General features: G+C 52.9%; 13 protein-coding genes and 1 tRNA gene. 4 read left to right on the top strand and 10 right to left on the bottom strand.

Features of this window, described 5'->3' with window-relative positions; genetic code table 11:
* Positions 1–86: 86 nt before the first annotated feature.
* The gene (nac, locus tag OGY19_RS21520; protein WP_101742071.1) at positions 87–1,004 is read right to left on the bottom strand and encodes a nitrogen assimilation transcriptional regulator NAC; all 918 of its coding nucleotides are present in this window, start codon (positions 1,002–1,004) and stop codon (positions 87–89) included.
* Positions 1,005–1,330: 326 nt separating this feature from the next.
* Here nac and OGY19_RS21515 point away from each other — a divergent pair.
* From OGY19_RS21515 to OGY19_RS21500, 4 genes are all read left to right on the top strand, one after another.
* Positions 1,331–1,406: transfer RNA gene (locus tag OGY19_RS21515), tRNA-Asn, on the top strand.
* Positions 1,407–1,622: 216 nt separating this feature from the next.
* Complete coding sequence (gene shiA / locus OGY19_RS21510; protein WP_115601807.1) at positions 1,623–2,939, top strand: shikimate transporter; 1,317 nt, start codon at positions 1,623–1,625, stop codon at positions 2,937–2,939.
* Positions 2,940–3,057: 118 nt separating this feature from the next.
* Positions 3,058–4,512, top strand: coding sequence for an AMP nucleosidase (locus OGY19_RS21505; RefSeq protein ID WP_005128994.1), 1,455 nt, complete (start codon positions 3,058–3,060; stop codon positions 4,510–4,512).
* A gap of 15 nt (positions 4,513–4,527) precedes the next feature.
* The gene (locus tag OGY19_RS21500; protein ID WP_061068118.1) at positions 4,528–6,306 is read left to right on the top strand and encodes an aminopeptidase P family protein; all 1,779 of its coding nucleotides are present in this window, start codon (positions 4,528–4,530) and stop codon (positions 6,304–6,306) included.
* A gap of 55 nt (positions 6,307–6,361) precedes the next feature.
* On the opposite strand, the gene ptsG is transcribed toward OGY19_RS21500, so the two are convergent.
* From ptsG to fabG, 9 genes are all read right to left on the bottom strand, one after another.
* On the bottom strand, positions 6,362–7,795 hold the full coding sequence (gene ptsG / locus OGY19_RS21495) for a PTS glucose transporter subunit IIBC (RefSeq protein WP_005128998.1): 1,434 nt from the start codon (positions 7,793–7,795) through the stop codon (positions 6,362–6,364).
* Between the two features lie 293 nt (positions 7,796–8,088).
* Positions 8,089–8,886, bottom strand: a complete 798-nt coding sequence (locus tag OGY19_RS21490; RefSeq protein WP_101742067.1) for a metal-dependent hydrolase — start codon at positions 8,884–8,886, stop codon at positions 8,089–8,091.
* Positions 8,887–8,896: 10 nt separating this feature from the next.
* Complete coding sequence (gene holB / locus OGY19_RS21485; protein WP_048211241.1) at positions 8,897–9,901, bottom strand: DNA polymerase III subunit delta'; 1,005 nt, start codon at positions 9,899–9,901, stop codon at positions 8,897–8,899.
* Positions 9,898–10,539, bottom strand: a complete 642-nt coding sequence (tmk, locus tag OGY19_RS21480; protein WP_048211240.1) for a dTMP kinase — start codon at positions 10,537–10,539, stop codon at positions 9,898–9,900. The genes holB and tmk overlap by 4 nt, the downstream gene beginning before the upstream one ends.
* A complete protein-coding gene (yceG, locus tag OGY19_RS21475) occupies positions 10,529–11,551 on the bottom strand; it encodes a cell division protein YceG (RefSeq protein ID WP_061068119.1) in 1,023 nt (340 codons plus the stop codon). The genes tmk and yceG overlap by 11 nt, the downstream gene beginning before the upstream one ends.
* 2 nt (positions 11,552–11,553) lie before the next feature.
* Entirely contained in the window at positions 11,554–12,363 is an 810-nt protein-coding gene (pabC, locus tag OGY19_RS21470; protein ID WP_115601806.1) for an aminodeoxychorismate lyase, read from the bottom strand.
* 130 nt (positions 12,364–12,493) lie between these two features.
* Positions 12,494–13,735, bottom strand: coding sequence for a beta-ketoacyl-ACP synthase II (gene fabF, locus OGY19_RS21465; RefSeq protein ID WP_005129014.1), 1,242 nt, complete (start codon positions 13,733–13,735; stop codon positions 12,494–12,496).
* Between the two features lie 86 nt (positions 13,736–13,821).
* Entirely contained in the window at positions 13,822–14,058 is a 237-nt protein-coding gene (acpP, locus tag OGY19_RS21460; protein WP_000103754.1) for an acyl carrier protein, read from the bottom strand.
* Between the two features lie 155 nt (positions 14,059–14,213).
* Positions 14,214–14,948: a 3-oxoacyl-ACP reductase FabG gene (fabG, locus tag OGY19_RS21455; RefSeq protein ID WP_003036255.1), complete on the bottom strand. Its 735-nt coding sequence runs from the start codon at positions 14,946–14,948 to the stop codon at positions 14,214–14,216.

Genomic DNA, 14,948 nt, shown 5'->3' with positions numbered 1-14,948 from the left:
CATCAGACATTACACTATTGTTAAAGTCTGATGCCCGGCATAACAAATAATAAAAACCTGCATCTTATTCCTGGCTGGAATAAGGTCTAACTCACCAGCTGTAGCTCCCGATTTTCCAGTGCCGGACGGCTAACCAGCGACAACAGGATCTCTTTCACCGCCTGAGCCTGTGGTGTCAAACTGCCTCTGGCTGACATGTTAAGCGAGAGGGGCAGATTCATGGATGGCGTTGTAATCCGCGCCATCCAGCCATTCGCTGCATGGCATAATGCCCGGGCTGCCGATTCAGGTAAGACTGTCACCCCCATACCGCTGGCAATCGCGGCCGTTAGGGTGGAGATAGAATCAATTTCACCTATTACTTTGGCCGTTAAGCGGCGCAGTGAGAAGGCTTCGTCAACACGGAGGCGGACCGCACTGTAATCCCGTGGCAGAAGCAAATTCATCTGCGCGACTGCCGTTAAATCGACACCAGGCCCTGGACATTCGCACGTCCCCACCAGGTAAAGATCCTCTTTGAGTAACGGTTGACTGGAAATACCCGCGATCGGCGATCGCTCGTAAAGCACCGCTATATCTAATTGACCACTGAGCAGTTTATCGTTCAGCACCGCCCCGCTGTTTTCATGCAAATAGACCAGTACATCGGGCAGCTCGGCGCGAACGGTCTGTAATAACGGCATGGTAATTGATGATGCCGCAGTGCCTGGCGCCAGGCCAATAGAGACGTGTCCACTCAGGGTCTGCCCTACATTATTGACCGCAAGCTGTGCCTGTTCACACTGCCGTAATATCGTCCGGGCGTGCGTATACAGCACTTTCCCCGCCTCCGTCGGCGTCACCCCGCGTTTGGTGCGGATCAACAACTGTTGATCCAGCTCCCCCTCCAGCGTAGCAACCTGCTGGCTCAGCGCGGGTTGAGCGATATGCAATACTTCCGCTGCCTGGGTCAGGCTACCAATATCGACGATTTTTACGAAGTATTTCAGTCGTCTGAAGTTCATTTTGCCTCCTGTCGGAATACCAGAACCCATGCTGGCAATCATGAAACTCAGGATTGCAAGATGCTTGCCAGTTTCATCTGTAGACGATTATTTAATGTTAAGCTCCCGTTAAGTAAGGGATGGCGCAGGAAAGTGATCGCTTCTACTGATTCCGCGTTTTTCCGGGCTGCCCCACAAGAGGTAGACCCGCACCAGAATGGGGCAAATGTCTAAAAAGCATGAAAGATCGCCGCTTTGTTGAATTTGTCAGCAAACGAACACACAATTTCATTTACCCCTTTGACAACCCCCATCGCCCCCGCTAATATGCGCCTCGTTCACACGATTCCTCTGTAGTTCAGTCGGTAGAACGGCGGACTGTTAATCCGTATGTCACTGGTTCGAGTCCAGTCAGAGGAGCCATATTTAGAGAAGCCCGCTTAAGGAAACTTAAGCGGGCTTTTTGCTTATTAATTTCTTCAATCGTCTTATTTTTCATCTTGTCCTCTTGTAAGGGATAAAATCGTTTTATCTTCTCGTCTGTCGCGGTAGTCTCATTACAGTCGTTTAACCTCGACTGCAATGTGCGTAACCTAACTCCAATACTAATAATTAAAAAACAGTACAGACAGGATAACTATGGATTCCACCCTCACCTCCACGGGTCCCCAGCAGGACACCTCATCGCTTAACCGTGCCCGACGTGCCGCACTCGGCAGCTTCGCGGGTGCCGTAGTCGACTGGTATGATTTTCTGCTTTATGGCATCACCGCCGCGCTGGTCTTTAATCGCGAGTTTTTCCCGCAGGTTAGTCCGGCGATGGGAACACTTGCCGCATTCGCCACCTTTGGCGTCGGATTTTTGTTCCGTCCGTTAGGCGGGATAATCTTCGGCCACTTCGGCGATCGTCTGGGCCGCAAACGTATGTTGATGCTTACCGTCTGGATGATGGGTATTGCCACTGCGCTGATCGGGATTATTCCCTCTTTTGACACCATTGGCTGGTGGGCTCCTGTGCTACTGGTGACGCTGCGCGCCGTTCAGGGATTCGCCGTTGGCGGTGAATGGGGTGGCGCGGCGTTGCTCTCGGTCGAAAGCGCGCCGAAAAATAAAAAAGCCTTCTACAGTAGCGGCGTTCAGGTCGGTTACGGCGTCGGGCTACTGCTCTCTACGGGGCTGGTCTCGTTGATTAGCTCGCAAACAACCGATGAACAGTTCCTGAGCTGGGGCTGGCGCATTCCGTTCCTGTTCAGCATTGTGCTGGTTCTGGGCGCGTTGTGGATGCGCAACAGAATGGATGAATCGGCTGAATTCGAACAGCAAAAACAGGCCCCTCAACCGGTGAAAAAGCGGCTGCCGGTTATCGAGGCGCTCACCCGTCACCCAGGAGCATTTCTGAAAATTATCGCCCTGCGTCTGTGTGAGCTCCTGACGATGTACATTGTTACCGCATTTGCTCTCAACTACTCCACGCAGAACCTGGGGCTGCCGCGCGAATTGTTTCTGAATATCGGGTTACTGGTTGGTGGTCTGAGTTGTCTGACCATCCCCTGCTTTGCCTGGCTTGCCGATCGCTTTGGCCGTCGGCGCGTCTATATTACCGGTGCGCTGGTCGGTACGCTGAGCGCCTTCCCATTCTTCATGGCGCTGGAAGCGCAGTCCATTTTCTGGATAGTGTTCTTCGCGATTATGCTGGCCAACATTGCGCACGATATGGTGGTCTGCGTACAGCAGCCTATGTTTACCGGCCTGTTTGGCGCAAGCTATCGCTACAGTGGCGCAGGCGTGGGTTATCAGGTTGCCAGCGTTGTCGGCGGTGGTTTTACGCCTTTTATTGCCGCTGCATTAGTGACTTTCTCCGGTGGCGACTGGCACAGCGTTGCCATTTACCTGATGACCGGATGCCTTATTTCGGCCGTGACCGCAATGCTGATGAGAGATAAGCAACACGCGTAAACCTTTGTGCGAAGGCCATCGGGTCTTCGCATAATCTTCCTCAACGTCTGACTTTTGTTTCACATTCCTGTGACATACTATCGGGAGAGCAGTACATCTGTGGAACAAGGAGACAGACATGAACAATAAGGGCTCCAGCCTGACCCCGGCTCAGGCATTGGATAAACTGGACGCGCTGTACGAGCAGTCGGTTAAAGCACTGCGTAGCGCCATTGGTAAGTATATTGAAACAGGGACGCTCCCTGACGACATCGCCCGCCAAAACGGTCTTTTTGTTTACCCATCGCTTTGTGTCACCTGGGATGGCAGCGCCACCAATCCCCCCAAAACCCGCGCCTATGGCCGTTTTACCCATGCAGGCTGCTATACCACAACCATCACCCGCCCGTCGCTTTTTCGCCCTTATCTTGAAGAACAACTGACACTGCTGTATCAGGATTATGATGCGCATATTTCCGTCGAGCCGTCGCAACATGAAATTCCCTATCCGTATGTCATTGACGGCTCTGAACTGACGCTCGACCGCTCGATGAGCGCCGGATTGACGCGCCATTTTCCGACCACCGAGCTGTCACAGATTGGCGATGAAACTGCGGATGGTACCTATCATCCGGCGGAGTTCTCCCCGTTGTCGCACTTCGACGCGCGACGAGTCGATTTCTCGCTGGCGCGACTGCGTCACTACACGGGAACGCCGGTTGAGCACTTTCAGCCCTTTGTACTGTTCACCAACTACACCCGCTACGTCGATGAGTTCGTGCGCTGGGGCTGCAGCCAGATCCTCGATCCGGACAGCCCGTATATCGCGCTGTCATGCGCGGGCGGGATCTGGATCACCGCGGAAACTGAAGCGCCGGAAGAGGCCATCTCCGATCTGGCGTGGAAAAAACACCAGATGCCCGCCTGGCATTTAATTACCGCCGACGGTCAGGGGATCACGCTGGTTAATATCGGCGTCGGCCCTTCTAACGCCAAAACCATTTGCGATCATCTGGCCGTACTGCGTCCTGACGTCTGGCTGATGATTGGTCACTGCGGCGGTCTGCGTGAAAGTCAGGCAATTGGCGACTATGTTCTGGCCCACGCTTATCTGCGTGACGACCATGTACTGGATGCCGTATTGCCGCCGGATATTCCGATTCCGAGCATTGCGGAAGTGCAACGCGCCCTGTATGACGCTACCAAAGAAGTCAGCGGCATGCCCGGCGAAGAGGTTAAGCAGCGTTTACGTACCGGAACCGTCGTCACCACCGACGACCGTAACTGGGAGCTACGCTATTCCGCTTCTGCGCTACGTTTTAACCTCAGCCGCGCGGTAGCTATCGATATGGAGAGCGCCACCATCGCCGCTCAGGGCTACCGCTTCCGCGTCCCTTACGGCACGCTGCTATGTGTTTCCGACAAACCACTGCATGGCGAGATCAAACTGCCTGGTCAGGCCAACCGTTTTTATGAAGGTGCCATTTCTGAACACCTGCAAATAGGTATCCGGGCTATCGACCGTCTGCGTGCTGAAGGCGACCGACTGCACTCCCGTAAATTACGTACGTTCAACGAACCGCCGTTCCGTTAAGGCCTGAAGGTAACTATGCACAACTCAACTCCTCTTTCCGCCCTGCGCAGTCTGCTGTTAGCGCAGGGACTGGATGGCATGATTGTTCCGCGCGCCGACGCTCACCAAAGTGAAGATTGTACGCCACATGACAATAAACTGGCCTGGCTCACCGGCTTTAGCGGTTCCGCTGGTCTTGCATTGGTACTTCGCGATCGCGCGCTGATGTTTGTCGATGGGCGCTATCAGGTCCAGGTGCGTAACGAAGTCTCTCTCGATGATTTTGAAATCCATCATTTGCACGAGGAACCTCTGGCCGACTACTTGCAGGCTTACGTCACCTCTGGTGCGCGTATCGGCTTTGAACCTCTGCTGATGGTCAACAGCCAATTTGAAGCACTGTCGGCCACTCACTGCAAACTGGTTCCGATGGAACGCGATCCCTTCGACCAGATCTGGCTCGACCGTCCAGCCGCCCCCTGTGGTGTAATTCGTGAAATGCCCGTTGAGATAAGCGGCGAAAGCAGCGCACATAAGCGCGAACGAATAGTGGAACAACTGGCCCAGCATCAGGCCGACGTGCTTGCGATCACGCTGCCGGATAACATCGCCTGGCTGCTGAATGTGCGCGGTTCGGATCTGGCTATGGTACCAGTGCCGTTTTCGTTTGCCCTGCTCCATCGCAGCGGCGAACTGGAGTGGTTTGTTGATAATAATAAGACGCAGCAGCTGCCTGCATCGTTGCTGGAGACGATCACGCTGGCCCCGCAAGAAAACTTTCTTCCGCGCTGCCAGCAACTTGCCCAAGGAAAGCGTTTCCTGGTTGATAAAGACTATGCGCCAGTCGCGCTGCGGTTCGCCATTGAACAAAACGGAGGAGAGGTTCTCTGGACCCCCGACCCCATCACATTGATTAAAGCTCATAAAAATGATGTTGAACTGGCAGGGTATCGGGAATGCCATGAACAGGATGGCGCCGCATGGGTAAACTTTCTGGCCTGGCTGGCGCATGAGGTTCCGCTGCGCGAGGCAGCAGGTAATCCTGTCACTGAACTGGAAGCACAAGCCAAGCAGCTGGCGTTTCGCCAGCAGCAGCCAGGATTTATAGAGCAAAGTTTCAGTACTATTTCCGCCTCTGCCAGCAATGCGGCGATGTGTCATTACCATTCCAGCGAGAAAACAAACACCCCCATCACCACACAGGCAATGTACCTGAATGACTCCGGCGGCCAGTATCAAAATGGCACTACGGATACAACAAGAACGCTCGCCTTTGGTCCACAGGATCCGCAGCGTCGTCTGCATTACACCGCCGTGTTGAAAGGCTTTTTATCGCTGATCTCACTGCAGTTTCCCACCGGTACTCAGGGACATCAACTGGATGCCTTTAGTCGTCGGGCGTTGTGGGATTTAGGTCTGGATTTTGATCACGGTACCGGCCACGGTGTGGGTCATCAGTTACTCATCCATGAGCAACCCCATCGCATCGCCAAAAAAGTAAACCCCTGGCCTCTGGTTGCGGGCAATATCATTACCATCGAGCCGGGTTATTATCTGGCCGGACAATATGGGATCCGTATTGAGAATCAGGTGGAGATTATCAACAGTCGCCCTGGCTTCTGTCGTTTCTCAACGCTGACGCTGGTGCCGATTGATTTGAATCTGGTTGAACTGCATTTGCTCAGCGATGCAGAAAAACAGTGGATTGATGATTACCACCAGCAGGTCAGAGAGACGTTATCCCCCCGCGTGAACGCAGAGGCTCGTCCGTGGCTTTTCGCCGCCACCGCGCCGATTCGCGTTCAGGCCAATTAAGGCAATAAAAAAGGCAGCCCGCAGGCTGCCTTAGTTCTCCCCAACGTATTACTGCTTAGCTGTTACGGATGTACTCATCCATTTCAGTTTTCAGGTTATCGGACTTGGTACCGAAAATAGCCTGAACACCAGAACCCGCGACAACAACGCCCGCCGCACCCAGTTTCTTCAGGCCAGCCTGATCCACTTTGGCAACATCAGCAACGCTGACGCGCAGACGCGTGATGCACGCGTCGAGGTTAGTGATGTTTTCTTTACCGCCGAACGCGGCAACCAGGGCCGGCGCCATTTCGCCAGTCGCGCCCGCTTTGTTGTCTTCAGTCGCATCTTCACGACCCGGCGTTTTCAGGTCCAGCGCTTTGATCAACACACGGAAAATGGTGTAGTACACGATCGCATAACCGATACCGACAATCGGGAACAGCCACAGTTTGCTGCTGTTACCGGACAGAACGATAAAGTCGATCAGACCGTGGGAGAATGATGTACCGTCGCGCATACCCAGCAGAATACAAATCGGGAATGCCAGACCAGCCAGGATAGCGTGGATGATGTACAGGATCGGCGCCACGAACATGAAGGAGAACTCGATCGGCTCGGTAATACCGGTCAGGAACGAGGTCAACGCAGCGGAGATCATGATACCGCCCACTTTCGCGCGGTTTTCTGGTTTAGCAGAATGCCAGATAGCGATAGCAGCAGCCGGCAGACCGTACATTTTGAACAGGAAGCCACCGGACAGTTTGCCCGCAGTCGGGTCACCCGCCATATAGCGAGGGATGTCGCCGTGGAATACCTGGCCTGCAGCGTTGGTGTATTCACCGATCTGCATCTGGAATGGAACGTTCCAGATATGGTGCAGACCAAACGGCACCAGGCAGCGTTCAATGAAGCCATAGATACCGAACGCCACGACCGGGTTCTGGTATGCAGCCCACTGGGAGAACGTCTGAATAGCAGTACCGATCGGCGGCCAAATGAAGGACAGAACCACACCTGTGAAGATGGCAGCCAGACCAGAAATAATAGGAACGAAGCGCTTACCGGCAAAGAAGCCCAGATACTCAGGCAATTTGATACGGTAGAAGCGGTTGAACATATACGCTGCAATCGCACCGGAGATAATCCCCCCGAGAACACCCGTATCAGCAAGGTGTTTAGCGGCGATCTCTTCAGCAGGTAAATGCAGAACCAACGGCGCAACAACAGCCATGGTCTTGACCATGATGCCGTAAGCAACAACGGATGCCAGAGCGGATACGCCGTCGTTGTTGGTGAAGCCTAACGCAACACCGATAGCGAAAATCAGCGGCATGTTCGCAAAAACAGAACCGCCCGCTTCTGCCATTACGTGCGATACAACGGCTGGCAGCCAGCTGAAGTTAGCGGAACCGACGCCCAGCAGGATACCTGCGATAGGGAGTACGGATACCGGCAGCATCAGCGATTTACCGACCTTTTGCAGGTTAGCAAATGCATTCTTAAACATAATTAGGAGTGCTCCTGAGTATTTGTGCTTTTCTACGTTCTCACGCATTGGCGAGGGGGGAGAACCTCGCCGTGGACAGGGTATCTAAGTACCCTTTATTTATTACACAGAGTAAAATAATTCAGTTCGTTTTTGTTTGACGGCTATCACAATTCAGCTGTGGATGGCCGAAAAACTCGCACATTCCGATAAAATGAGTATCTGAATGTTTCCAACTGGTTATTCACCGCCCATTTAATGGCGGTGAACTTTACTCGCTTTGTTTATTAATTACGAGCTTTAAAAAAACTCAGTTAGCGTACTGATTGCAGGCGAGAGGCGTCGATGTGAAACAGGCGGGCAAAGTTATCTGTGGTGATTTGCGCCAGTTCTTCAACGGCAACACCTTTCAATACGGCCATGTACTCGGCGACATCACGAACCATGGCTGGCTGATTCTCTTTTCCGCGATGCGGCACGGGCGCAAGGTATGGGGAATCAGTCTCAACTAACAAACGATCCAGCGGAACATAACGCGCAGCATCACGAAGCTGTTCAGCATTACGGAACGTGACGATGCCAGAAAACGAGATATAAAATCCGAGATCCAGCAATTTACCCGCAGTTTCCCTGTCCTCTGTAAAACAGTGTAGTACGCCGCCACAATCCGTCACTTTTTCTTCGCGCAGAATTGACAGCGTATCAGCACGCGCATCGCGGGTATGAACAATAACCGGCTTGTGTAACTCACGGCCAATCTGGATGTGGTGGATGAATGATTCCTGTTGGCGAACTTTAGTTTCCGGGGTGTAAAAATAGTCCAACCCCGTTTCACCCATCGCAACTACGCCCTCTTCGGCGGCAAAACGACGCAAATCCTCGACATCATAGGTTTCATCCTGGTTTAGCGGATGAACACCACATGAGAAAACCACATTGTCACGCTCACCAACCAGTTCGCGCATACTGCGATACCCCGGTAGCGTGGTGGCAACGGCAAGGCAGAATTTCACATCGCGTGCGGCCGCTTTCGCCAGCACGTCATCCACGTCCTTATGCAGAGATTGATAATCCAGGCCATCAAGATGGCAGTGCGAGTCGACTAAAAACATAATGTCTCTCTCAAAGATGGGGAACAGGCAGTATGGTGCCTGGTTGCAGATAATGCTCAGTACGGAGAATAAGATCGGTTAATACCAGTTCACGGTTTACGCCTGTCACGTTCAGCAATTGCTGACGACAGTGACAAACGTCACCGAGTATCGCCTGTATCTGCGCGACGGATAACCGCTCAGCGATGGACGATATCAACGTCAGAGCATCAGGATTGGTTAAATGGGCAACACCATACGGACGTTTGAGGGCATCTGTAAACAACGTTGCCAGCCAGTGTAAACGGGTCGCAGCTTGCTCATGGTTGAGTGCTGCCAACAGGATATACCAGTCGTCGGACTGCAATGTGTTCGCCAGTGCCGCACAGAAGTCGGTCCGGTGCGCCCAGCTTTCGGCCTGTAACAGCGAGAGTGCCGCACCGGGCGAACCTGCACTAAGGCGTAACGCGCTCAACAACGCTTCTGACGACGCTGTTACTTCACGGGCAAGCCAGGAAATTGCATACGACTCAGGCGGCGGCGCAAGATGATGTAACCGGCAGCGGCTACGTAGTGTCGCCAGCAGGCGAGCTGGCTCTGTGCTGGCAAGGAAAAACCAGGTTTGCGCGGGCGGTTCTTCCAGCGTTTTCAGCAACGCATTGGCGGCGGCATCGGTTAACTGAGCGGCATCCGGGATCCACACCACTTTCGCACCGCCAAGGCGTGAATGCTCGTACAGCTTCTCGCTGACTTCACGTACCGCATCAATACCCAGCGTGCTTTTGCCTTTTTCCGGCAGCAACGAATAGTAGTCCGGGTGTGTACCTGCCTGCATCAATTGACAGCCACGGCACTGTCCGCAGCTTTTATGTCCTTCTGGCTGCTGGCACATTAAATAGCGGCTAAGAGCGTAAATCAGCGCGTCGTCACCCATGCCGGGTAACGCCTGAATCAGTAGCGCATGGTGACCACGACCCGCCTGGTAGCTGGCTACCAGTTTTTCAAAATCCGGTCGTAACCATGGATACCATTTCATGCGCCCTGCTCCTTCACCCACTCGGTGATGGTAGTGCGGATATCCTCCATCACGACATCAAGCGGCTGTGTTGCATCAATTGTACGAATGCTGGCGTCTTGGGCAGCCAGTTCAAGGTAGCGTGCGCGGGTGCGATTAAAGAAATCGAAAGACTCCTGTTCAATACGATCCAGTTCGCCACGTGCTCGAGCGCGTTTTAGTCCTACCTCAGGAGTCACATCCAGATACAGAGTCAGGTCAGGGCGAAAATCACCAAGCACGGCATCACGCAGTGTTGCCAGCATGTGTTGATCGATGCCACGACCGCCGCCCTGATACGCCTGGGTCGACAGATCGTGACGATCGCCAATAACCCATGCGCCTTTTGCCAGCGCCGGCTTAATCACCGTTTCAACCAGTTGTACGCGCGCGGCATAAAACATCAGGACTTCGGCTTTATCGGTAATCACCTCATCGCCGACCGATTTAATGTCCAACACCAGACTTCTTAATTTCTCCGCAAGCTGCGTTCCACCGGGCTCGCGGGTAAATACCATGTCGCGAATCCCGAGTTGCTCAAGAGTCTCTACCACCACATTACGCGCAGTAGTTTTTCCGGCGCCTTCCAGGCCCTCGATAACGATATAGTTACTGCCCATTTTTTTCCTTAAGCACTTTCAGATAATCCTGCACGGAGCGGTTGTGGCTGACAAGATTAGTGTTAAACGTGTGGCCGCCTTTACCGTCAGCCACAAAATAGAGATACGGCGTTTTGGCAGGATGCGCTGCGGCCTGCAACGAAGCCTCACCCGGCATGGCAATCGGGCCCGGCGGCAAACCTGTGATGGTATAAGTGTTATAGGCTGTCGGCATTTCCAGATCCGCACGCGATAATTTGCCATTATACCGTGCCCCCATACCGTAAATCACGGTCGGATCGGTCTGTAACCGCATACCGATACGTAAGCGGTTAATAAAGACCGAGGCCACCTGATCACGCTCACTGGCAACGGCCGTCTCTTTCTCAATAATTGAGGCCATCGTCACCAGTTGATTTTTGTCTTTATACGGCAAGCCGTCAGCACGACTTTCCCAGACGGTGTCCACCGCTTTAACCATTTTTTGATGCGCACGTTTTAGCAACGCCACGTCGGTAGTATTCGCGGTGTACATCCAGGTATCTGGCCAGAACCAGCCTTCCACCCATTGCGGGTTTTCCAGCTTCAGCGCCTGGGCAACGGTCTCGTAGTTATCATCACTCAGCGTATGCTTGATATACGGCGCATCGCGCAGTTGTTTGAGGTAATCGCTCAGGCGCATCCCTTCAACCAGGCGCAACGGGAACTGTGCCTCTTTACCGCTTTCCAGCAGTTGCAGCATGTCCCGCACCGTCATGTCGGGCGTAAAACGGTAGGTTCCGGCTTTAAAATGCGACAGGTCGGGTTCCACACGTAGCAGCCACTGGAACACGCGCGGGCGATTGATAACCTTGTCCGCATACAGCTGTTCGCCAAGGGCCAGACGGCCCGTACCCGCTTTCAGCGTAAAAATCGTCTCTTCTTTAATCAATAACTTACTGTCCGCCAGATGGCGAACTTTCCACATTCCCACTCCCGCGGCAATGCCCAGCACAACCAGCAATAACAGGACAACGAGTAACAGTTTTTTCATGACTAATTCGGGTGCTCACAAAGTGGGGCTAAAAAATCGAATAACAAACGTGAAGACAGCAATGTGTCGCCACAGGCACGCACGGGAATAACAGGCATTAACGCATTACAGACGACGATTTCATCGGCCTGCATAACCTCTTCCAACCCGGCATACTTTTCGACAATACTGAACGGCGATTGTGCCAGCATCCGGATACAGAATTGTCGCATAATGCCGTTCACGCCGGCCTGATCCAGCCGGGGAGTGTAAACCACATCGCCCTTACGCCAGAACAAATTAGCCGCACAGCATTCCGTAACCCATCCCTCACTGTCAAGAACCAGTGCTTCATCTGCGTCCGTCTGCTCAAGATGAGAGCGAATCAACACCTGCTCGAGTCGATTCAAATGTTTAAGCCCGGCAAGCATCGGATTGCGCCCCAGACGAACAGGACTTAACGCCAGCACGATGCCTTGCTTTCGCCAGCTATCATAATGCGCAGGGTAAACAGAGACGGAGAGGATACGGGTCGGCTCATGACAGCTTGCCCCACTGTAACCGCGACCGCCACTGCCACGACTGATAATCACTTTCAGTACGCCACGCGCGTGCCCTGCAGCCAGTTTTTCCATTTCAGCTTGTAGTTCTGACCACTTATCGAAGGGGATAAACAATGTTTGGCATGCGTCCTGTAAACGCTGGAGATGCGCTGCAAAAAAGCAAATTTCGCCGTCGGTAATACGCGCAGTGGTAAAGCAGCCATCGCCAAACTGCGTCGCCCGATCGCTTGCAGCCAGCATATCCTGCTCACGGCCATTAATTAAGAACATAGTGGCTCCTTATTCGTGGTCCGCTAGTTTGGCAGGATGAGTCAACCAGGACAAGGACTGAAAACTGAATAAAAAAAGGCCCGACAAGCGGGCCTTTTCTCTTAGAGCCAGGTAAGTTACCTGCTGGTGCTTAGATCTTTTTGAAGATCACAGAACCGTTGGTGCCACCGAAGCCAAAGGAGTTACACAGTGCGTATTCCATACCGCTAACCTGACGCGCCTCGTGCGGAACGAAATCCAGGTCACAACCTTCATCTGGGTTATCCAGGTTGATGGTTGGTGGAACAGCCTGATCGCGCAGCGCCAGAATAGAGAAAATAGACTCTACCGCGCCCGCAGCACCCAACAGGTGTCCGGTCATGGATTTGGTTGAACTAACCATCACGCTACGTGCAGCATCACCAAACACCGATTTCACGGCCTGGGTTTCTGCTTTATCACCTGCTGGTGTGGACGTACCATGCGCATTGACATAGCCAATACGACCAGGTTCAATCGCCGCATCACGCAGCGCATTGACCATCGCCAGTGCAGCACCTGCACCATTTTCCGGAGGTGATGTCATATGGTAAGCATCGCTGCTCATACCAAAGCCAACCACTTCAGCATAGATTTTTGCGCCACGTGCTTTCGCATGCTCGTACTCTTCCAGCACCACCATACCTGCGCCGTCGCCCAGCACAAAACCGTCACGCTCTTTATCCCACGGACGGCTTGCCGCTTGCGGGTTATCGTTACGCGTAGACAGCGCACGTGCTGCGCCAAAACCACCCACACCCAGCGGTGTACTGGCTTTTTCTGCACCACCCGCAACCATCGCGTCCGCATCGCCGTATGCAATGATACGCGCGGCATGACCGATGTTGTGCACGCCTGAAGTACAGGCCGTGGCGATGGAGATGCTTGGCCCTTGCAGGCCGTACATGATGGTCAGATGACCCGCCACCATGTTAACAATCGTCGACGGAACGAAGAACGGGCTGATCTTACGCGGTCCACCATTTACCAGAGAGGTATGGTTTTCTTCGATAAGACCGAGACCGCCAATACCGGAGCCGATAGCGGCGCCAACACGGTGAGCGTTCTCTTCCGTAATTTCGAGGCCAGAATCCTGCATGGCCTGAACGCCAGCGACAATTCCATATTGAATGAAGGCATCCATCTTGCGCTGTTCTTTGCGCGAGATAATGTCGTCACAGTTAAAATCCTTTACTAAGCCAGCAAATTTCGTTGCATAGGCGCTAGTATCGAAATGGTCGATCAGGCTGATGCCACTCTGACCGGCAAGGAGAGCTTTCCAGGTAGACTCTACGGTATTGCCGACAGGAGACAACATGCCCAGTCCGGTCACAACTACACGACGCTTAGACACGGTTGTCCTCCAGGGAGGGAAAAATAATTCAAGTGGGAAAAAAAGATAAAACTCAGGCGGTCGAATGACCGCCTGGAGATGTTCACTTACGCCTGGTGGCCGTTGATGTAATCAATGGCAGCCTGAACGGTAGTGATTTTCTCAGCTTCTTCGTCCGGAATCTCAGTATCAAACTCTTCTTCCAGAGCCATTACCAGCTCAACGGTGTCAAGAGAATCCGCGCCCAGGTCTTCAACGAAGGAAGCATTGTTAGTAACTTCTTCCTGCTTAACGCCAAGCTGTTCGCCGATAATTTTCTTAACGCGTTCTTCGATAGTGCTCATACTCTTAAATTTCCTATCAAAACTCGCTTTCGCGATGGTTTTCGTAGTGTATAAAATGTTGAAAAATTTGCAACTAAATCCCGGCAGGTCTTACCACGATTTTGCGCTATTTTGAGGCCATTCACCCTAATAACGCAAATATTTTTCAATCGTGGTTAAACCATGTACATCCCGCCGTTGACGTGCAAAGTCTCACCTGTGATGTAACTTGCTTCGTCGGAAGCTAAAAATGCAACAGCGCTGGCGATTTCCTGAGCGCCACCAAGGCGACCCGCAGGAACCTGCGCCAGAATACCCGCACGCTGATCATCTGACAGCGCACGCGTCATGTCCGTTTCAATAAAGCCCGGAGCAACAACGTTTACAGTAATACCACGGGACGCGACTTCACGCGCCAGTGATTTACTGAAGCCGATCAGACCCGCTTTCGCCGCAGCGTAGTTAGCCTGACCCGCATTTCCCATGGTACCAACCACAGAACCGATAGTGATAATACGACCATGACGCTTTTTCATCATAGCTCGCATTACCGCTTTTGACAGACGGAAAACAGATGACAGGTTGGTTTCGATGATATCGTTCCACTCGTCATCTTTCATGCGCATTAACAGGTTATCACGAGTAATCCCGGCATTATTGACCAGGATATCGACTTCACCAAATTCTGCACGAATATTTTCCAGAACCGATTCGATAGATGCAGGGTCGGTCACATTCAACATCAGACCTTTGCCATTTGCACCTAAGTAATCGCTAATGGCCTGCGCGCCGCTTTCGCTTGTGGCAGTACCGATAACTTTCGCGCCACGGGCAACGAGTGTCTCAGCAATTGCGCGGCCAATGCCACGGCTTGCACCGGTAACCAGCGCGATTTTTCCTTCAAAACTCAT

It is taken from the genome of Citrobacter sp. Cy070, from assembly GCF_030332245.1.
In the GTDB taxonomy this organism is placed as follows: domain Bacteria; phylum Pseudomonadota; class Gammaproteobacteria; order Enterobacterales; family Enterobacteriaceae; genus Citrobacter; species Citrobacter youngae.
The sequence above is the reverse complement of the archived record's forward strand: the minus strand, read 5'-3'. Positions and strand labels throughout refer to the sequence as shown.